Source organism: Pseudomonas sp. Bc-h (assembly GCF_002080045.1).
In the GTDB taxonomy this organism is placed as follows: Bacteria; Pseudomonadota; Gammaproteobacteria; order Pseudomonadales; family Pseudomonadaceae; genus Aquipseudomonas.
This window is the reverse complement of the sequence record NZ_MUIN01000001.1, coordinates 410,859-431,158: the sequence shown is the minus strand read 5'-3', so window position 1 is coordinate 431,158 and position 20,300 is coordinate 410,859. Positions and strand designations below refer to the sequence as shown.

Sequence of the window (20,300 nt, the reverse complement as noted above, 5' to 3'; positions counted from 1 at the left end):
TTGCGCGAACATCGGACATCGTGCTGAACATTGTCGATATCTGGGTCGGTAACTGGACAGTCCATTGCGCTTTCCGGCATAGTCGCTGCGCATTCACCGCTCGCACCTGATGCGAACGTCGACAACGCACACAACAAGGAACACACGATGGCGACTTTTCTGGTTCTTCACGGACCTAACCTGAACTTGCTGGGCACCCGCGAACCGGGAATCTATGGCTCGATCACGTTGGCCGATATCAACCAGGACCTGGAAAAGCGCGCGCGCGAAGCCGGTCACCATCTGATGTATCTGCAGAGCAATGCCGAGTACGAGTTGATCGACCGCATCCACGCTGCGCGCGATGAGGGCGTGGACTTCATCCTGATCAATCCGGCTGCTTTCACTCACACAAGTGTCGCAATACGTGACGCATTGCTGGGAGTGAGCATCCCATTCATCGAAGTGCACCTGTCGAACGTGCACAAGCGCGAACCTTTCCGCCATCACTCCTACTTTTCAGATGTCGCTGTAGGAGTGATCTGCGGCCTTGGCGCCAGCGGTTACCGACTGGCCCTGGAGGCTGCCCTGGAACAACTGGCCACCCGTTCGAAGGCGTGAACGGCGCAGTTTCGCACTGAGCCCCACAGCCCGAACCGGCTACCGAATACCCCTGACCGTCCTTTGGGAGTTGATGATTAATGGATATCCGTAAAGTCAAGAAACTGATCGAATTGCTGGAAGAGTCCGGCATCGACGAACTGGAAATCCGTGAAGGCGAAGAGTCCGTACGAATCAGCCGTCACAGCAAGACTCCAGCACAGCAGTACTATGCACCGGCCCCAGTCGCGGCTCCAGTCGCAGCCCCTGCTCCAGCTGCAGCGCCTGTCGCGGCAGCAGAAGCCCCTTCAGCACCGAAGCTGAACGGCACCGTCGTCAAATCGCCGATGGTCGGTACCTTCTACCGCACGCCGGCGCCGGGTTCGCCAGCGTTCGTCGAAGTGGGCAAGACCGTCAAGAAAGGCGACACCATTTGCATCGTCGAAGCGATGAAAATGATGAACCACATCGAAGCCGAAGTCAGCGGCGTCATCGAATCCATCCTGGTAGAAAACGGTCAGCCGGTTGAGTACGACCAGCCGCTGTTCACCATCGTTTGAACCGGGGAGAGCCTGCGATGTTGGAAAAAGTCCTGATCGCCAACCGCGGCGAAATCGCCTTGCGCATCTTGCGTGCCTGTAAAGAACTGGGCATCAAGACCGTCGCGGTACATTCCACGGCAGACCGTGAGCTGATGCACCTGGGCCTGGCAGACGAAACCGTCTGCATCGGTCCTGCGCCAGCCAACCTGTCGTACCTGAACATCCCGGCCATCATTTCGGCTGCAGAGCTGACCGGCGCCACGGCGATTCACCCAGGCTACGGTTTCCTCGCGGAAAACGCCGACTTCGCCGAACAGGTCGAGAAATCCGGTTTTGCCTTCATCGGCCCGAAAGCCGAAACCATTCGCCTGATGGGCGACAAGGTTTCTGCCAAGGACGCCATGAAGCTGGCCAAGGTACCCACGGTTCCAGGTTCCGACGGCCCACTGCCGGAAGACGAAGAAACCGCGCTGCGCATCGGCCGTGAAGTCGGCTATCCGGTGATCATCAAGGCCGCTGGCGGCGGCGGTGGTCGCGGCATGCGCGTGGTGCACAAGGAAGAAGACCTGATCGAAGCGGCCAAGCAGACGCGCGCCGAAGCGGCCGCCTGGTTCAGCAACCCGATGGTCTACCTCGAGAAGTACCTGACCAACCCACGTCACGTGGAAGTCCAGGTCATTTCCGACGGCCAGGGCAACGCCATCCATCTGGGCGACCGCGACTGCTCGCTGCAGCGTCGTCACCAGAAGGTTCTGGAAGAAGCACCGGCTCCGTTCATCGATGAAAAAGCCCGTCAAGACGTGTTCGCCGCGTGCGTCAAAGCCTGCGTGGATATCGGCTACCGTGGCGCCGGCACGTTCGAGTTCCTGTACGAGAACGGCCGTTTCTACTTCATCGAGATGAACACCCGTGTTCAGGTGGAGCACCCGGTTTCGGAAATGGTCACCGGTATCGACATCGTCAAGGAGATGCTGAGCATCGCCGCTGGCAACAAGCTGTCGTTTACCCAGGATGACGTGAAGATCCACGGCCACGCGCTGGAATGCCGGATCAACGCCGAAGACCCGAAAACCTTCATTCCAAGCCCAGGCCTGGTGAAGCACTTCCACGCGCCGGGCGGCAACGGCGTGCGCGTCGATTCGCACCTGTACAGTGGCTACAAGGTACCGTCGAACTACGACTCGCTGATCGGCAAGCTGATCACCTGGGGCGCAACCCGCGACGAAGCCATGGCGCGGATGCGCAATGCCCTGGACGAAATCGTGGTCGACGGGATCAAGACCAACATCCCGCTGCACCGTGATCTGACCCGCGATGAAGGCTTCTGCGAAGGCGGCGTCAACATCCACTACCTGGAACACAAACTGGCCGGTGACAAACACTGATTCTCCAGTAAGTGCCGCAGACCAACAGAGCCGCTTCCGAGCGGCTTTGTTGTTTCTCCCCGAACCCCGTAAACTTGCCGGTCTCTCGCGGCGCTGTGCCGCTCGTCATTTTTCAAATTCGAAGGTAATCCGCCATGCCTTGGCTGCAAGTCCGTCTCGCCATCAGCCCAGAACAAGCCGAAACCTACGAAGACGCCCTTCTTGAAGTCGGCGCCGTGTCCGTTACATTCATGGACGCTGAAGACCAGCCGATCTTCGAACCCGAACTGAACACCACACCGCTGTGGTCCCACACGCACCTGCTGGCCCTGTTCGAAGCCGACACCAACGCCGATCATGTGCTCGCACACCTCAAACTGCTGACCGGCGCCGAACTGCCGGAGCACATGCATGAAGTGATCCAGGACCAGGACTGGGAACGCAGCTGGATGGATAACTTTCAGCCGATGCGTTTCGGTCAGCGTCTGTGGATCGTGCCTAGCTGGCACGCTGCGCCTGAGCCGGATGCGGTTAACCTGCTGCTTGATCCGGGACTGGCGTTCGGCACCGGCACCCACCCGACCACTGCCCTGTGCCTGGAATGGCTGGACGGTCAGGACCTGAGCCACTGCAATGTGCTCGATTTCGGCTGTGGTTCAGGCATCCTCGCGATCGCCGCGCTGCTGCTGGGCGCTAACCACGCTGTGGGCACCGATATCGACGTGCAAGCCCTGGAAGCGTCTCGCGACAACGCCGGGCGCAACAACGTCCCGGCCGAAAAATTTCCACTCTATCTGCCTGAAGACCTGCCAAAAGAGCCGGCCGACGTATTGGTGGCTAATATCCTGGCAGGACCGCTGGTGTCGCTGGCACCTCAGCTGGCAAGTCTGGTCAAACCCGGTGGACGCCTGGCGCTGTCCGGCATTCTGGCCGAGCAAGGCGATGAAGTGGCTGCCGCTTACGCCGATGCATTCGATCTGGACCCCATCGCCAACCGCGAAGGCTGGGTCCGGATCACCGGCCGCCGTCGCTGATTTTTACTGCAAACCTTTAGGCGCTCGCTAACCCGGATACCCGCATGACCGACAGTTTCGTCACCCAGTGCCCTCACTGCCAGACCAGTTTCCGCGTCAGCCACGCTCAATTGAGCGTGGCCCGAGGCATGGTGCGCTGCGGCTCTTGCCTGCAAGTGTTCAATGCCGCGAAACAACTGTTGGAACAGCGCGCCGGGGCAAAGGCGTCGCCGCCTGCCCCATCGCCGGAGCAGGTACAGCCGCTGCCTGAGCAAAAGCCCGAGGTCATCGCACCGCAGTCCGTCGTGATCAGCGAGCCCGCGCCGCTGCCGGTCAAGCGCGAAGACCGCACCGTCGACCTGGACAGTCTGGATCTCGACGATCTGGACGTAGAACTGGCCCGTCTCGAACAACGGGAGATCCAGCTGCCGAAATCTTTCGGTCACGCCAGCCCTGGCCGCGATCACGACGAGGTCGAGTCATTCAGCGCCCGTCGCGACGAGCCGGAGGTCGCGGGCGAGCACTGGGATCATGGCCTGACCCACGACGATGTGAGCCAGCTACCGGAGTTGCGCGCTGAAGTCATCGACGAGCATGACGAGCACAAGACGTTCGACGAGCCCTCCGTCAGTGATGAAGTCGACCCGCACGATGACCATCGCACAGAGCCCTCCCTTTCAATGGCAACCGACGACTTCGACGACGAGCCGTCGCATATCCATCGGCTGCACACCGAAACCGTGCATGACGAGGAACACCAATCCGAGCGGTTTTCAGCGCTGGATGGTGACGATGATCGCGCCCGCAATCGCCATCATGAAGAAGACGATGATGAGGAAGAACAACCACTGCCCAATGGCAGGCGCGGTCGCAACGAGCCCGGGCTGCGTGATCCGGCGCTGATGGACCTGACCGACGACCCGTTGCAACTGGCCTGGGAGAAACCCAAGCCACGCTGGGGACGTCGCCTGCTCTGGCTGCTGCTGGCGTTGATCGCCCTTTGCGCGCTGGCGGGCCAGTACGTCTGGTATCACTTCGATGAACTGGCGCGCCAGGACCAATATCGGTCGTTGTTCCAGGACGTGTGCCCGCAAATCGGCTGCAAAGTGCCGTCCAAGGTTGACATCAAGCTGCTCAAAAGCAGCAACCTGGTGGTACGCAGCCACCCGGAATTCCAGGGCGCTCTGGTCGTCGACGCAATCATCTACAACCGGGCTTCGTTCTCCCAGCCGTTTCCGCTCCTGGAACTGCGCTTCGCCGATACCAGTGGTCAGCTGATTGCCAGTCGTCGGTTCAAGCCTGGGGAATACCTGAGTGGAGAATTGGCCGGCAAGGACGAAATGCCGCCGCAGACGCCTATCCACATCGCACTGGACATCCTCGACCCTGGTCCGAAGGCCGTGAATTACAGTTTGAGTTTTCGCTCGCCGGAGTAAAATCCAGGACGGCGGGCAGGGAACCACCCTCACTGAACCGCACTGAAATGCGGCACGGCGCGGGCAAAAAACCGACGACAGATTTATGACAACGCGAACTCGAACCAAACCGTTCGCGATAAGAAAGCAACTGTTCAGATTTTATCCAATTCAGCCTTTATCCAGTCATCGAGAGCGGGTATCATGCCCACCCTTTTTCATACTCTGGGTCCCGTCTGAAAAGCTGCTCGACCGTTTTCGGTAGCACTTTCCGGACCAGACCTCGTGATTCGGCCCCACAACAGGTCACCCTATGTCGGCGGTACGCATCGGCCCATATACATTGCAAAACGGCTTGATCCTCGCCCCCATGGCGGGCGTCACCGACCAGCCCTTCCGGCAGCTCTGTCGCCAGCTCGGCGCAGGCCTGGTGGTGTCGGAAATGGTCACCAGTGACATGAGCCTGTGGAACAGCCGCAAGTCGCGGTTACGCATGATTCACGAAGGCGATCCCGAGCCGCGCTCGGTGCAGATCGCCGGTGGAGATCCGCAGATGCTGGCGGATGCAGCACGTGCCAACGTCGAACTTGGCGCGCAGATCATCGATATCAACATGGGTTGTCCGGCGAAGAAGGTCTGCAACAAGGCCGCTGGTTCCGCACTGTTGAAAGATGAACAGTTGGTGACCGAAATCCTGCACGCGGTGGTCGCGGCAGTCGAGGTACCGGTCACCCTGAAGATTCGCACCGGCTGGGACCGGGCGAACAAAAATGGTCTGACGGTCGCCAGAATCGCCGAACAAGCCGGAATACAGGCATTGGCGGTACACGGGCGGACCCGTGCGGATCTCTACACCGGCGAAGCCGAGTACGACACGATCGCCGCGATAAAACAGGCGGTGTCGATTCCGGTATTCGCCAACGGCGACATCGATTCACCGGAAAAAGCCCGGCACGTATTGCACGCGACCGGTGCCGATGGACTGTTGATTGGCCGGGCCGCCCAAGGGCGCCCATGGATTTTTCGCGAGATAGAACACTACCTGCGCACCGGGGAAAAACTCCCCGCGCTCGCGCTGGCTGAAGTGGAACGCATTCTGCTAGAGCATCTGGCCGCGCTTCACACGTTCTATGGCGACGTGATGGGCGTGCGGATTGCCCGAAAACACGTCGGCTGGTATCTCGCAACCTTGCCGGGCGCCAGGGAATTTCGCGCCCTTTTCAATCGTTTGGAAGATACGGAAGCACAGTGCGCCAACGTTCGGGAATTCTTTGCCGAACGCGATAAAAGCCCGGAAGCAGGGAACGAACAAGAGGTGGCCGCATGACGATGATGACAGAGACTTTAGTGAGTGGAACAACACCCGTGAGCGACAACGTCAATTTGAAACAGCACCTCAATACGCCGAGCGAAGAGGGTCAGACCCTGCGCGGAAGCGTCGAAAAGGCGCTGCACAATTATTTCGCTCACCTGGAAGGTGCTGCCGTCACTGATGTCTACAACCTGGTGCTATCGGAAGTCGAAGCTCCGCTGCTCGAGTGCGTGATGAATTACGTCAAGGGCAACCAGACGAAGGCGTCCGAGCTGCTGGGGCTGAACCGTGGCACCCTGCGCAAGAAACTCAAGCAGTACGACCTGCTGTAAGCATCCAAAACAGAAAAAGCGACCGCAATCAGGTCGCTTTTTTGCTGAATTCTTTTGCTTTTGATGGAAGTTGAGATGACCGACCAGACTACCCGCCTGCCGATCCGCCGCGCCTTGATCAGCGTTTCAGACAAGACCGGGATCCTTGAATTCGCCCGTGAACTCGAAGCCCTGGGCGTCGAGATTCTCTCCACCGGCGGCACGTTCAAGCTGCTCAAGGACAACGGCGTAGCAGCGGTAGAAGTCGCGGATTACACCGGTTTTGCAGAAATGATGGACGGTCGGGTCAAGACCCTGCACCCAAAAATCCACGGCGGCATCCTGGGCCGTCGCGGCACTGACGACGCGATCATGGCCGAGCACGGCATCAAGCCCATCGATCTGGTAGCCGTCAACCTGTATCCGTTCGAAGCGACCGTTTCCAAGCCAGGTTGCGATCTGCCGACGGCCATCGAGAACATCGACATCGGCGGCCCGACCATGGTCCGTTCCGCTGCCAAGAACCACAAAGACGTGGCCATCGTGGTCAACGCAAGTGACTACGGCCAGGTGCTGGAAAGCCTCAAGGCCGGTGGTCTGACCTACGCACAGCGTTTTGACCTGATGCTCAAGGCCTTCGAGCACACTGCCGCCTACGACGGCATGATCGCCAACTACCTGGGCAGCGTCGACCAGAGCGCCGAAACATTGAGCACCGAGGGCCGCAGCGAGTTCCCGCGCACCTTCAACACCCAGTTCGTCAAGACCCAGGAAATGCGCTACGGCGAGAACCCGCATCAGAGCGCCGCGTTCTACGTTGAGGCGAAACCGGCCGAAGTCGGCATCGCCACTGCAACCCAACTGCAGGGCAAGGAACTCTCCTACAACAACGTGGCCGATACCGACGCTGCACTGGAGTGCGTGAAGAGCTTCGTCAAGCCGGCGTGCGTCATCGTCAAGCACGCCAACCCGTGCGGCGTGGCTGTCAGCCCGGACGCCGAAGGCGGCATCCGTCAGGCCTACGAACTGGCCTACGCCACCGACAGCGAGTCGGCATTCGGCGGCATCATCGCCTTCAACCGTGAACTGGACGCCGAGACCGCCAAGGCCATCGTCGAACGCCAGTTCGTGGAAGTGATCATTGCCCCAAGCGTCAGCGCCGAAGCGCAGGCCATCGTTGCCAGCAAAGCCAATGTGCGTCTGCTGACCAGCGGCCAGTGGGCTGCCGACCGCGCGCCGGCCTGGGACTACAAGCGCGTCAACGGCGGTTTGCTGGTGCAGAGCCGTGACATCGGCATGATCACCGCCGACGACCTGAAAGTCGTGACCAAGCGCGCGCCGACCGAGCAGGAAATCAACGACCTGATCTTCGCCTGGAAAGTCGCCAAGTACGTGAAGTCCAACGCTATCGTCTACGCCAGGAACCGCCAGACCATCGGCGTTGGCGCTGGCCAGATGAGCCGCGTGAACTCCGCGCGCATCGCAGCGATCAAGGCTGAACACGCTGGCCTGCAGGTCGCCGGTTCGGTGATGGCATCGGATGCGTTCTTCCCGTTCCGCGACGGTCTGGACAACGCTGCCAAGGTCGGTATCACCGCTGTGATTCAGCCAGGCGGTTCGATGCGTGATGCTGAAGTCATTGCAGCGGCCGATGAGGCCGGTATTGCGATGGTGTTCACGATCTCACTGACGCCACCGCCGGCAAGCCGGACTGCTACATACACAACGCAGCATCATGGATGCAGCGGCATGGCACTCAGCGCCAGCGACACTCACAGAATTAGCGTCATCGAGGTTTTTGAAATGAATGTTTTGATCATCGGCAGCGGTGGCCGTGAACACGCTCTGGCCTGGAAGGTCGCGCAGGATCCGCGCGTCCAGAAGGTCTTCGTTGCACCAGGCAACGCCGGTACCGCCATCGAAGCCAAATGCGAGAACGTTGCCATCGACGTGCTGGCCCTTGAGCAGTTGGCCGATTTCGCCGAAAAGAACGTTGCCCTGACCATCGTCGGCCCGGAAGTTCCTCTGGTTGCCGGTGTGGTTGACCTGTTTCGCTCCCGCGGCCTGGACTGCTTCGGTCCGACCAAAGGCGCTGCGCAGTTGGAAGGCTCGAAAGCCTTCACCAAGGATTTTCTGGCTCGCCACAAAATCCCGACCGCCGATTATCAGAACTTCACCGAGATCGAGCCTGCGCTGACCTACCTGCGCGAAAAGGGCGCACCGATCGTGATCAAGGCCGACGGCCTGGCAGCCGGTAAAGGCGTGATTGTCGCCATGACCCTCGAAGAAGCCGAAGAAGCCGTGCGCGACATGCTCGCGGGCAACGCTTTTGGGGATGCCGGTTCGCGCGTCGTCATCGAAGAGTTCCTGGACGGCGAAGAAGCCAGCTTCATCGTCATGGTCGACGGCAAGAATGTTCTGCCGATGGCCACCAGCCAGGACCACAAGCGTGTCGGCGACGGCGACAGCGGCCCGAACACCGGCGGCATGGGTGCCTACTCCCCGGCTCCGGTGGTTACCGCCGATGTGCACCAGCGTGTGATGGATCTGGTGATTTGGCCGACCGTCAGAGGCATGGCCGAGGAAGGCAACGTTTACACCGGCTTCCTCTATGCTGGTCTCATGATAGACAAGGCGGGCAATCCCAAGGTCATCGAGTTCAACTGCCGTTTCGGTGACCCGGAAACTCAACCTGTGATGCTGCGCCTGCAATCGAGCCTGGTATTGCTGGTCGAGGCTGCTTTGGCGCAAGCTCTGGACAAAGTGGAAGCCCAATGGGATCCGCGTCCAAGTTTGGGCATCGTGCTGGCGGCGGGCGGTTACCCTGCCGATTACGCCAAGGGCGATGCGATCAACGGGCTGGACGCCGCCTCCGCTCTGCCGGGCAAGGTGTTCCATGCCGGTACTGCGCTCAAGGATGGTCAGGTCGTGACCTCCGGCGGCCGTGTTCTGTGCGCCACTGCGCTGGGTGACAGCGTCGGCGATGCGCAGAAGCACGCGTACGAACTGGCTGCAAAGATTGACTGGAAAGGCTGTTTCTACCGCAAGGACATTGGCTACCGTGCCATTGCCCGGGAACGCGGCGAACATCTGGAGTAAACCTGGTTCTGGCCGGTTCTTCATTCAGGAGAACCGGCTGATCATCCAGTGCCGCCCCAGAGTTAACTGGCTTCATTCACGAAGGGATTTCGCCGTGCGCTGGCTCAGGATTGCCACTTGTCTGTTCATCGCCATGATGACCCTGCTCTGTGTTCCTACGGCATCTGCCGAGGTCAGTGCAGGATGGTCGACCCTTGTCGACGATCAGGCCAACCTGCAACTCAGCGACATTCGCTCCGCTCACTACGAAACTCAGTTCAGCCCGGTCGAACTCGATCAGGTCCGCGCCACCAATCGCGATTCCGCGCTGTGGTTACACTATCGCCTGGCCCCTGCCGATCACGAACAACTGGTGCGCATCTTCGCTCCGGATCTTGCCACTGTGGACATGTACGTCCTCGATGGTGAAACCCTGATCGATCACTCGCGCTCCGGCAACAAAGTGCCCCGCGCTTCGCAACCGCTGCCCTCCATCGACTTCCTGCTACCGGTCCCGCAAAGCGACAAGCCTCTGGATCTGTATCTGCGTCTGAAATCCGAGCAAGAGCTGCGGCCGAACATCTCACTGGAGTCAGCCGTTTCCAGCGCTGCGGATGAACGTCGCCCGCTGCTGCTTGGCCTGTTCTTCGGTTCGTTGTTCATGCTGATCGTGCAGAACATCACCCGCTATGCCCAATCCCGTTCGGTCAGCAGTTTGTGGCTGGCCGCCTGCGAAGCGTTTCTAGGCCTCAGTGCGTTGCTGCTGCTCAATCTTCAGGCGCCGTGGCTGCCTCACTGGCACCTGGCGCAGACCCCGAGCGCTCACCTGGCGCTGCTGCTCGCTGCCGCCACCGGCTTGATGTTCGCCTACTGTTTCTTCGTTCAGCGCGGCGTCGAAGCCCTCAATCGCCTGCTGATGAGCGTCTTGCTGATCGTCGGCTTCGGCGGCCTGCTGGTGCTCTTCGTCGACACCTTGCCGCTCAACATCCTGACATTCCTGCTGGTGGGGCTCACCACGCTAACCATCACACTGGTCTCGATCTATCATCTGCAAAAGGGCTATGCGCCCGCGCGTCCCTTCGTGATCGCGATGATCGTTTTCAACCTCGGCAACCTGGTGATCCTGCCGGCCATGCTCTGGCTGACCACCATCCCGGCACAAACCCTGATCAGCGCGGTGCTGGGCATGTTCTGCCTGTGCGGTCTGCTGATGAGCATCGCCTTGAGCGAGCGCCACCGCAGCATCACTGAAGACAACTTCAGCATCAGTCGCGAACTCGCCGCCAGCACCGCCGAAATCAACGCCAAGGCCGAGTTTCTGGCGAAGATCAGCCACGAAATCCGTACCCCCATGAACGGCGTTCTCGGCATGACCGAGCTACTGCTGGGCACGCCGCTGTCGGTCAAGCAGCGTGATTACGTACAGACGATCCACAGCGCCGGCAATGAACTGCTGACGCTGATCAACGAAATCCTCGATATCACCAAGCTCGAATCCGGACAGATCGAACTGGACGACGTACAGTTCGACCTCAACGCCATGATCGAAGATTGCCTGAGCATTTTCAGGGCCAAGGCCGAGCAGCAAAGCGTCGAACTGATCAGTTTCATCCAGCCGCAGGTGCCCCGGGTGATCAGCGGCGATCCGACGCGCTTGCGACAGACCCTGCTCAGCCTGCTGGAAAACGCGCTAAAGAAGACCGACGAGGGCGAGATTCTGCTGGTCGTCGCCCTCGACTCTCGCGGCGGCAAGCCACGGCTGCGCATCGCCGTGCAGGACAGCGGCTCGCCGCTCACGGCCAAGGAACGCGACGCACTGCTGCACGCTGAACTGCACAGCAAGAACTTCCTGGCAGCCAGCAAAGTCGGTGGTCACCTGGGGCTGGTGATCGCGCGTCAGTTGATCCTGTTGATGAACGGCGAATTCGGTATTCAGAGCGGCAGCAATCAGGGCAGCACCCTGTGGCTCAGCCTGCCGCTGGATCCCGAGCGTCTTGAGCAGCCACCTTCTGACCTCGACAGCCCGCTAAAGGGTGCGCGCGTGCTGGTGGTCGACGACAACGACACCTGCCGCAAAGTGCTGGTCCAGCAATGCAGCGCCTGGGGTCTGAACGTCAGCGCCGTGCCCTCCGGCAAGGAAGCGCTGGCGCTGCTGCGAACCAAGGCGCACTTGCGCGATTACTTCGACATCGTGCTGCTCGATCAGAACATGCCCGGGATGACCGGCATGCAGCTGGCGGCCAAGATCAAGGAAGACCCGAGCCTCAACCACGACATTCTGTTGATCATGCTCACTGGCATCAGCAATGCGCCAAGCAAGGTCATCGCACGCAATGCCGGGGTCAAGCGCATCCTCGCCAAACCGGTAGCGGGCTATACGCTGAAGACCACGCTGGCCGATGAGCTTAACCAGCGGAACAAGGGCCAGACGCCATTTCAACCCTCCCCGGCGGTCAACACCGATGTGAACGTGCCGAGCGACTTCCGCATTCTGGTCGCCGAAGACAACAGCATCTCCACCAAGGTGATCCGGGGCATGCTGGGCAAACTCAACCTGCAACCGGACACTGCCAGTAACGGCGAAGAAGCCCTGAGCGCCATGAAGGCCCAGCGCTACGACCTTGTGCTGATGGACTGTGAGATGCCCATCCTCGACGGCTTCTCTGCCACTCAGCAACTGCGTGCCTGGGAAATGGGCAACCAGCGTTCCCGCACTCCAGTCGTTGCGCTGACAGCGCACATTCTGGCTGAGCACAAGGACCGCGCCCGCCAGTCCGGGATGGACGGCCATATGTCCAAGCCTGTAGAACTCTCGCAGTTACGTGAACTGGTGGAGTACTGGGTCGAGCAACGGGCACGCAACCAGGCTGGCATCGAACGCAGCGATCAGGATCGCTATCAGCAAAACTGACCCTACGCTCTCTGCGGCGCCTGATAGACTTGCCCCGTCCAAGTCTGCCGCCACGAGCTCAAACCATGCTGCATGTGTTGTTCAGCGTTTACCTGAAGATGCTGGTGCTCTATAGCCCGTTCTTCGTCCTGTCCTGCTTCATCAGCCTGAGCCGCGGTTATTCGCGCAAGGAACGCCGCTATCTGGCGTGGAAAATCGCCTTCGCGACATTGGTGTCCAGCGTGCTGCTGTACCTGTTCGGGCGAGTCATATTTGGTGTGTTCGGCATTACTGCCGACGCCTTCCGCATAGGCGCCGGCAGCGTGCTGTTCATTTCCGCGCTGGCCATGGCACAGGGCAAGTCGGGCGTCGACACCGACAACGTTCAACAAGACGTCGCCGTTGTTCCCCTGACCATTCCGATCACCGTAGGTCCGGGCACCATTGGCGCCTTGCTGGTCATGGGCGTCAGCCAACCGCACTGGGACGACAAGATCACCGCAATCATCAGCATTGCCCTGGCAAGCTTTACCGTGGGCGTGGTGTTGTACCTGTCACACAGCATCGAGCGCATTCTGGGTGAGCAAGGCTTGCAGATCGTCAGCCGGCTGATGGGGCTGTTTGTCTGTGCGCTGGCTGCACAGATCATCTTCACGGGGATCAAAGGGTATCTGGTGCCTTGAGGGTACCCCGCGTCTACAGCTCCAGAATCACTCGACGTGCCTGCGCGCCCAGATAGCGCGCTATCGGCTTGCGAAATGGCGCATAACTTTCCTCGGTCATCATGAAAGAGGCGCCGTTGGAACGAACGATCATCTCGCCAGACGGCACCTCCCAGAAAAAGAAACCTGAGGTGAACGCGCTCGTGGTCATCTGCAGACCGCACACAAGGATATTGACCCCGCCGTCCGCCCTCGCTTCGCACGGGATGACTTGCATGCTCTCGGAGCGACCGGAAACAAACCATGTACTGAAGAACGCTTTCGCATGCTCACTGCCCATCAGCGCATCGATGGACCGCTCTAGCAAAGCCTGCAACTCGGGGGAAGTCGCGGCTCCCGAGAGGTAGTAGCGAACAGTACGAAGATCTTGCAGACGCTGAATCTTTATCTGGACGGGATTGAGCGCGCCGCTGATCCGCGACCCCTTCTGATAAATGACTCGTTGATATTGCTCGATCCACTGCCTCCAGTTCTGACGCCTGTCATATTTCTTGTCTGCCGATAGCTGTGCATACAAGAGGCAATCCATAACGTCGGCACGCAGGCCTGCGGAGACAGACGAGCCAAAGGACACCAGACTGCTGCCCATCACCAGGCTCTCATTCGGGGTGGTCATCGGCGACCTCCTGCAAGGGAGAGATCATGATCACGCGGCGCTCCTCAAGAGCCCTGCCGATGCTGGCGCGAAGCGGGCCGTAGACCCGCTCCAGCATTTCAACCGAGTAATACGTCACCTCGACATTACCGACCACAGCCTTGGGATCGAGCACCTCAATCAGGAAACCGGACTTCAGCGTTTGCCTCGTTTTCAACGAAAGAACCACCAGATTCAACCCCGATGCCGGCCCGCAATAGGCGAACTGCAACCCTATTCTGTGCTCCGGCACTGGCGCCATCTGATCCCATGCAAGGCTAGTCGGGACAGGCTCAATGATGTGAGGGATTAACAGTTCAAGGGCAGGCTGTTCTGGATGGGCAGCCACGGACCGCTTCATCAAGATCCCCCCTTCCCGAACCAACTGACGTGGGAAAAAAACTGGAACATGCCGATGCGTCCACTCCCACAGAGTGCCAGAGCCCAGTTCGGCGGCAGGCAAGCTCAGCGTCTCATGAGCTTTCAATGCCCAGCCAAATCTGCTCAGGGCGGCCAACCAGGTTTGTTTCCAACTGTCCGGAGTATCCATCCGTGAGTGTTTTTTGCTGGCCGCCAGCTGGGTATACAACGTGATATCGCTTGCATCGGTCTTTTGTCGATCACTGCAAGCGGCGGACATAAACAGCAGGCAACCCGCATTGCATTGCCCTTCAATCGTTCCTTGATTCAATTGCACCTCCACATGAAAAAGGGGCGCCAGGCGCCCCTCTCTCATTCTTAAATATCGAACTCGGCAATAGCGGTTTGCGCATTGGTACCCAGTCGCTGCTGGATAAGCTCGCGATGACCGGCATAAAGACGTGTGTTCAACACCAGAGTGTCTTCCCCGCGAAAGGTCTTGACCTCGGAACTGTTCCATTCCCAGAACAGCACATCCGTCACGGTCGAGGAGGCCTCGAAATTGACCGCCCCCATCGCCAGGTTGACCGTGCCGTCTTGGGACTCGGCACATGCGCCGATACGGAAACTTGCGCCATTGTGGGATTTGGTCTGACGTTCGAACAAACCCAAGGGCTTTTCCTTTGCTGCGAGGGCCCTGACTGCGTCCCCCGCGACCTTGAGCATCGCCACCGAAGCAGGTCCCGGTAATGCCGCTGCAGCGATTGCAGAAGCCAGAATTTCAAGGCCGGCCTGCTCCATAGTGAATCGCTGATGATTCGACTGGTACCGTTCGTAGCTCCAGCTCGTTGATAGCCAGCCTACTGTCGAGAGTACCTTGTAGAAGCGCGAGTACCAGTCGACGCTTTGAGTCTCGGGGTTGAAAGCCTTGTTGGCTACCAACGTCGCGAACAGAAAGGAATCCATGACGTCTTCCTTGTTCTGCCGTGAAACCCCCTCGGCAAATGCCAATAGATTGCTGCCTACTACCGCTGCATCGGCATTTTCCGTCACCAATGCCGTCCTCGCCCGAGCGATACTCATCGCGCGACGCTGCTGGATCACTGGCCGAGAGCTGTCCGCCAGTTCGACCTCTGCGATAAAAGAGCGAATATCGTTGTCACTCATTTGTTTCTCAAAACTCATTTTCCAGTCCTTTTAGATCACTCATGTCCCTCATGGACAAAATGAGACTAGCGAGTTTTCGCGGCAAGAAAACAAGTGACCAATAAGTAGAAGTGGAACTGGAAACAGGTGTTTCCTACACGCCGTTCCGGAAGGCATGGAGAGGGGAATGCATCGTCCCCTGCGCACGCGGGGAGCCGCGTAGGCCTGAACAGCCCAACAGGGAAAAGAGCGACAACTGACGTCGCTAAGTAGCGATCATTTCCTCTGGCAAGCGGGCGAATTTCAAGATGGGCGTAGCGACAAAGCTTCGTCTACGCCCAGACCTTTCCCACATGAGAACGAGAGAGTTCAGCACGCCGGGCTGACTACTTCTCAGGCTTGTCGCCATACCAACGCGGCGTGTACACCCACTGACTGCCATTGGCACGCGCAAACACACACGTGGTGGAGGAGCCAATCAGGACCATGGTGCGCATGTCGACCATTTCGGGTGCGAGTTCGCCGAGGGTGACGACGCGCAAGGTCTGGCCCGGACGGCCGATGTCGCGCCCCAGCGTCACCGGGGTTTGCGGACTGCGATGCTGGCGCACGATTTCCAGTGCGCGTCCCAGTTGCCATGGCCGGGAACGGGAAATCGGGTTGTAGAACGCCAACGCCAGATCCGCCTGACACGCCAGGTCCAGACGCTTTTCGATGATGCCCCAAGGCTTGAGATTGTCGGACAGGGACATTACGCAGAAATCATGGCCCAAAGGCGCACCCGCCTGCGCCGCCGTAGCCAGCGAAGCGGATACGCCCGGCAGGATTTCCAGATCGACTGCATGCCACTCGGGATTGTCGGACTCTTGCAGCGCTTCCAGCACTGCTGCAGCCATCGCGAATACGCCCGGATCCCCAGACGAAACCACTACCACTGAACGCCCCTGAGCTGCCAGTTCGAACGCGTGGCGTGCCCGCTGCATCTCTTCGCGGTTATCGGTGCAGTGCAGGACCTGATCGGCGCGGAATGGGCCAGCCATGCGCACATAGGTCTCGTAGCCCAATACATCGTTGGCCCGGGCGAGTTCGGCCTTGACGGCGGGAATCATGAACTCTGCGGCGCCAGGACCCAGGCCGATGACAGCCAGACGCCCGCGCCCGCGGCCCACCTGCTCTGTGTCCAGAGGCTGTGGTGCGACTGCAATCGCAATGCCGTCCACCGGGTTGATCGGCGGTAGCAGTTGCGGCAGTACTTGCTGCACCATCTCGCTTACCGATGCAGCCGAGGTAAAGCGCACCGGCACTCCCAACGCTTGGGCAGCCGCATGCAGCGCAGGTTTTGCCATGTCTGATTCGCTGGCCAGCAGACAGGCCAGTGCCTGAGTCGCGATCCGCGAATCATGCAGCGCATCTCTCACGGAATTGGCAATATCAGCGACTGACGCATCGACCGCCACCAACACATTGCGCGGGTAGATGAGCAATTCATTGGCCGACGGCTCGCGCTCGGCGTAACCCACGCGAATCGCCAGATGCGCGTGATCATCCTCAGGTAATTGCGCCTGGGCCAGCCACGGCGCTGCACCTTCGATGCGCACGCTTTCTCCGGACAGCAAGTCGGAAACGAAACGCTTGCCCAGTTCCAGATCGCCCAGCGCATAACCGGCAGGCGGATTGAGCAGACAGGTGCCGAAACGCAGTTCACCGCTGGTGGTGATCGCGGCAGTCGTGTTCAGGGCCCCGGCGATTTCCCGGGCCATGACGTTGACCCCGCCCAGGCCGCCAAGCAGTGGCACGATCGCGCTACCGTCCTCGGCGACAGCCAGCACTGGCGGCTCGGCGCCCTTTTCCAGCAAGACCGGGGCGAGGGTTCGAATCACGATCCCTGCCGCGCACAGCGCAATGATCGGCGTGTCCTGTTGATACAGCTGACGCAGCGTCGCGCCGAACTCGGCGTAGCTGCGATCGGCACCTTCGACACGCTCGGCCAGGCCGTGAATCAGCGCGTCCGGGTAGAGCTGCTGAATGCGTTTGGCCGTCGCCAGCGCCCCCTTGCCGAGAATGACAATGGCTGGCGCCTGGATGTTCGAAGTGCCCATCAGCCTTGCCACCTTTCGCCAGGAACGATGATCAGCGAGAAGTACGGCGAGGACATCGGGTCGACCTCGGCCAGCGGCACGATTTTCTGATTGCTCATGGTCGCGCGCTCGACGTACAGCGCGCGTTCCGCCAGACCGGTCTCAACCAACACCTGGCGCACTTTAGGCAGGTTGCGCCCCAGCTTCATGATCACAGCCGCATCGGCATCCACCAGCTTGCGCTTGAGCTCCTCCGCCGACAGCACCCCCGATAACACCGACAGGCTCTGATTGCGATACACCAGTGGCGCACCCAATACCGAAGCGCCGCCGAGCATCGAGCAGACACCCGGCACGACCTCCGCCTCATAACGCTCGGCGAGGCGATCGTGCAGGTACATGTACGAGCCGTAGAAAAAGGGGTCGCCTTCGCAGATCACTGCCACATCGCGCCCGGCATCCAGATGCGCGGCCACGTCGAGACTGGCGGTGTCGTAGAAGTCGCTGATGATCTGTTCGTAAGACATTGGCGCAGGCAGGACTTCGGTGGTCACCGGGTACACCAATGGCATCAGCGTCTGGGCCTCTTGCAGGTGGGCTTCGATGATCCCGAAAGCATTGCCCTTCTTGCCCTTCGCCACGAAGTACGCCACCACCGGCGATTCACGCAGCAGGCGCAGCGCCTTGACGGTGATCAGTTCAGGATCCCCGGGGCCTACACCCAGCCCAATCAGACGACCACGAGCCTGCATCATTCGACCTCCGTGGCGAGGGCGTTCACCGCAGCTGCCGCCATCGCGCTGCCGCCGCGACGGCCCTGCATGATCACGTATGGCACGCCACGGCTGTCGGCGGCGAGCATGTCCTTGGATTCGGCGGCACCGACGAAGCCCACCGGAAAGCCAAGAATCAGTGCCGGTTTCGGAGCACCGGCATCGATCATTTCCAGCAGGTAGAACAGCGCGGTGGGCGCGTTGCCAATGACCACTACAGCGCCTTCAAGATGGGGCCGCCACAGTTCCAGTGCGGCAGCGGAACGGGTGTTGCCCAGCTCGCGGGCCAGCTCCGGAACCTCTTCACGTTTAAGCGTGCAGATGACCTGATTGTTCGCAGGCAGACGGGCACGGGTCACACCCTCGGCGACCATGTGCGCGTCACACAGAATCGGCGCACCGCCAGCCAGCGCCTGACGCCCGACTGTGCCGGCGCCCGGAGAGAAGCGCAGACCGTCGACCGCATCGACCATGCCGCAGGCATGAATCACCCGCACTGCGAGTTTTTCAAGGTCGGCCGGGATCCTGTCGAGGTTGGCCTCGGCGCGAATGATCGCGAAGGAGTTGCGATAGATCTCCTGACCGTCGCGGATGTAATCAATCATCGGTGTTGCTCCGTGAGTCGGTGGTCAACAGCGCACCGACTGCTTCAATAGTGAGGTCCCGCCCACGCAACTCGCCGAAACCCGGCCGATCTGCGTGGTGAAAATAAAGGTCGTAATGGCCGGCTGACACCGCCAGCAATGTGACCGGCGCCACATGGGCCGCAGCGCAGGACCGGGTGCAGCCAGAAAGATGAATCATCTGACTGACACCCTCTCGTTGCAGGTACGCGGCCAGTTGCAATGCGTCCGACTTGGTGTCCGCCAGCCCTTTGCCACAGGCAGCAGAGCCAGTGCAGGCAATCATCTGCGAGAGTGCCTGGTCGGCATCGCATAACAGCCCTGCCGCTCGCAAGCCATCGAGCGCGTCGGCGGATCGCGCCGTGGCGACATTGCGCAGTATCAGGCTCTGCCAGGGAGTCATCGCCAGCGCGCCATCGCCCAGCTCAACCGACAGCACAGCGGCCTTGCGCAACATGGACGGCGTCAGGCGCCCCAAAGGCACGACCCCACCGACACACGTCAGGCCGGACAGCGCTTGCGGATAAGCACCGATATGCGCGTTCGTCCGGATCGGCGACCGACGCCATGAGGTTATTTCCTTGCCGGTTCTTAACGACGTCGTCAGGCGTTCAGACAGCAGCTCCAGAAAACGCGTGACCGGCATGTCTTCAAGCAAATGACGCATCCGCGTCTGCTCCGGCCGGGCATGCTCAAGGAACAATTCGAGCATGGCCACCACCAGATCAAGCCCCGAATCCAGCGTGACAGCCGCCAGTGGCGGATCGTTCGCCGGGCATCCCGCCAGTCCAAACCCCAGCAAGGTTTCGCCATCCACGTCCATTGCCGACAGCCACAGGTCATGGGGATGTTCGAGCATCACCAGGCCTTCGCCTGCATCCAGTGACAGGGCGAACTTTGGGGAGAGCTCATGAAAGCGAGGGTGGGTTTCAAGCGAGTGGAGAATCTGCGCCGCCAGAGGGCGAGCATCGAACAGCTGCTGTGGATCCAGACCTGCCGTAGGGCTGAGCATCAGATTGCGCACGTCGTCGCTGGCGGGGTTCTTCGGCCCCAGCCCGGCATCGAGTAATGTCGCGATCAGCGCATCGTGGTCCGCGCCGATCCCGCGAATCTGCAGGTTGCCGCGATTGGTCGCCTCGATCACCCCACCGGCAAAACGCTGCGCGGCATCAGCAACGGCAAACGCCTGATCCGCCGATATAACGCCGCCTGCCAGCTTGATCCGGCAGATGCCACCGTCCAGCGCCGGGACGATACGCAACAACCCCGGACAAGCCGAGGGGCGCAGAGGCGTAGCGGGCGGGCGAGCAGACAGCGGCTCGGTCAAAGGGTCACCTGACGTGATCGGGCTGGGAAGTGCAGAACGGGGCGTCTGCAGGCGCCGTATTATGCCTGCTTTGGCAGGTCGCATGAAAAGCCGGTCTGTCGGATGGCAAAAAGGACGAGCCTCCACTGGCGCG

The 20,300-nt window shown here is 60.3% G+C and carries 17 protein-coding genes and 1 pseudogene; 11 read left to right on the top strand and 7 right to left on the bottom strand.

Annotation, left to right across the window (positions count from 1 at the left end; translation table 11 throughout):
- The first annotated feature begins 147 nt into the window (after positions 1-147).
- The 11 genes and pseudogenes from aroQ to BWR59_RS01820 all read left to right on the top strand — a co-directional run bounded on the left by aroQ (position 148) and on the right by BWR59_RS01820 (position 13,187).
- On the top strand, positions 148-600 hold the full coding sequence (gene aroQ / locus BWR59_RS01870; RefSeq protein WP_074751988.1) for a type II 3-dehydroquinate dehydratase: 453 nt from the start codon (positions 148-150) through the stop codon (positions 598-600).
- Between the two features lie 80 nt (positions 601-680).
- Complete coding sequence (accB, locus tag BWR59_RS01865; RefSeq protein WP_081563941.1) at positions 681-1,139, top strand: acetyl-CoA carboxylase biotin carboxyl carrier protein; 459 nt, start codon at positions 681-683, stop codon at positions 1,137-1,139.
- 17 nt (positions 1,140-1,156) lie between these two features.
- Complete coding sequence (gene accC / locus BWR59_RS01860) at positions 1,157-2,506, top strand: acetyl-CoA carboxylase biotin carboxylase subunit (protein WP_081563940.1); 1,350 nt, start codon at positions 1,157-1,159, stop codon at positions 2,504-2,506.
- A 134-nt stretch (positions 2,507-2,640) separates the two neighbouring features.
- A complete protein-coding gene (gene prmA, locus BWR59_RS01855) occupies positions 2,641-3,519 on the top strand; it encodes a 50S ribosomal protein L11 methyltransferase (RefSeq protein WP_081563939.1) in 879 nt (292 codons plus the stop codon).
- A gap of 44 nt (positions 3,520-3,563) precedes the next feature.
- A complete protein-coding gene (locus BWR59_RS01850; protein ID WP_081563938.1) occupies positions 3,564-4,934 on the top strand; it encodes a DUF3426 domain-containing protein in 1,371 nt (456 codons plus the stop codon).
- Positions 4,935-5,226: 292 nt separating this feature from the next.
- A complete protein-coding gene (dusB, locus tag BWR59_RS01845) occupies positions 5,227-6,240 on the top strand; it encodes a tRNA dihydrouridine synthase DusB (protein WP_081563937.1) in 1,014 nt (337 codons plus the stop codon).
- The gene (gene fis / locus BWR59_RS01840; protein ID WP_007907419.1) at positions 6,237-6,557 is read left to right on the top strand and encodes a DNA-binding transcriptional regulator Fis; all 321 of its coding nucleotides are present in this window, start codon (positions 6,237-6,239) and stop codon (positions 6,555-6,557) included. Before dusB ends, fis begins: the two co-directional genes overlap by 4 nt.
- A gap of 75 nt (positions 6,558-6,632) precedes the next feature.
- Positions 6,633-8,216, top strand: a pseudogene (gene purH / locus BWR59_RS01835) (bifunctional phosphoribosylaminoimidazolecarboxamide formyltransferase/IMP cyclohydrolase); the annotation flags it as partial.
- Positions 8,217-8,339: 123 nt separating this feature from the next.
- Positions 8,340-9,635, top strand: coding sequence for a phosphoribosylamine--glycine ligase (gene purD, locus BWR59_RS01830; RefSeq protein WP_081563998.1), 1,296 nt, complete (start codon positions 8,340-8,342; stop codon positions 9,633-9,635).
- A 94-nt stretch (positions 9,636-9,729) separates the two neighbouring features.
- Positions 9,730-12,525, top strand: a complete 2,796-nt coding sequence (locus tag BWR59_RS01825) for a hybrid sensor histidine kinase/response regulator (RefSeq protein WP_081563936.1) — start codon at positions 9,730-9,732, stop codon at positions 12,523-12,525.
- Positions 12,526-12,590: 65 nt separating this feature from the next.
- Positions 12,591-13,187 carry a MarC family protein gene (locus BWR59_RS01820; protein ID WP_081563935.1) on the top strand — a complete coding sequence of 199 codons (597 nt, stop codon included), beginning with the start codon at positions 12,591-12,593 and terminating at the stop codon, positions 13,185-13,187.
- Between the two features lie 13 nt (positions 13,188-13,200).
- Here BWR59_RS01820 and BWR59_RS01815 read toward each other — a convergent pair whose 3' ends face one another.
- The 7 genes from BWR59_RS01815 to cobG all read right to left on the bottom strand — a co-directional run bounded on the left by BWR59_RS01815 (position 13,201) and on the right by cobG (position 20,251).
- The gene (locus BWR59_RS01815) at positions 13,201-13,842 is read right to left on the bottom strand and encodes a hypothetical protein (protein ID WP_081563934.1); all 642 of its coding nucleotides are present in this window, start codon (positions 13,840-13,842) and stop codon (positions 13,201-13,203) included.
- Positions 13,826-14,551 (bottom strand): hypothetical protein, encoded by a 726-nt coding sequence (locus BWR59_RS01810; RefSeq protein ID WP_143490735.1) that lies wholly within the window; start codon positions 14,549-14,551, stop codon positions 13,826-13,828. Before BWR59_RS01810 ends, BWR59_RS01815 begins: the two co-directional genes overlap by 17 nt.
- 47 nt (positions 14,552-14,598) lie before the next feature.
- Positions 14,599-15,405 carry a hypothetical protein gene (locus tag BWR59_RS01805; protein ID WP_168184432.1) on the bottom strand — a complete coding sequence of 269 codons (807 nt, stop codon included), beginning with the start codon at positions 15,403-15,405 and terminating at the stop codon, positions 14,599-14,601.
- A gap of 347 nt (positions 15,406-15,752) precedes the next feature.
- Positions 15,753-17,465 carry a precorrin-3B C(17)-methyltransferase gene (cobJ, locus tag BWR59_RS01800; protein WP_081563932.1) on the bottom strand — a complete coding sequence of 571 codons (1,713 nt, stop codon included), beginning with the start codon at positions 17,463-17,465 and terminating at the stop codon, positions 15,753-15,755.
- Positions 17,465-18,196, bottom strand: a complete 732-nt coding sequence (locus tag BWR59_RS01795) for a precorrin-2 C(20)-methyltransferase (RefSeq protein ID WP_081563996.1) — start codon at positions 18,194-18,196, stop codon at positions 17,465-17,467. Before BWR59_RS01795 ends, cobJ begins: the two co-directional genes overlap by 1 nt.
- The gene (locus tag BWR59_RS01790; RefSeq protein ID WP_081563931.1) at positions 18,196-18,822 is read right to left on the bottom strand and encodes a precorrin-8X methylmutase; all 627 of its coding nucleotides are present in this window, start codon (positions 18,820-18,822) and stop codon (positions 18,196-18,198) included. The genes BWR59_RS01795 and BWR59_RS01790 overlap by 1 nt, the downstream gene beginning before the upstream one ends.
- The gene (cobG, locus tag BWR59_RS01785) at positions 18,815-20,251 is read right to left on the bottom strand and encodes a precorrin-3B synthase (protein ID WP_081563930.1); all 1,437 of its coding nucleotides are present in this window, start codon (positions 20,249-20,251) and stop codon (positions 18,815-18,817) included. Before cobG ends, BWR59_RS01790 begins: the two co-directional genes overlap by 8 nt.
- Between the last annotated feature and the right edge of the window lie 49 nt (positions 20,252-20,300).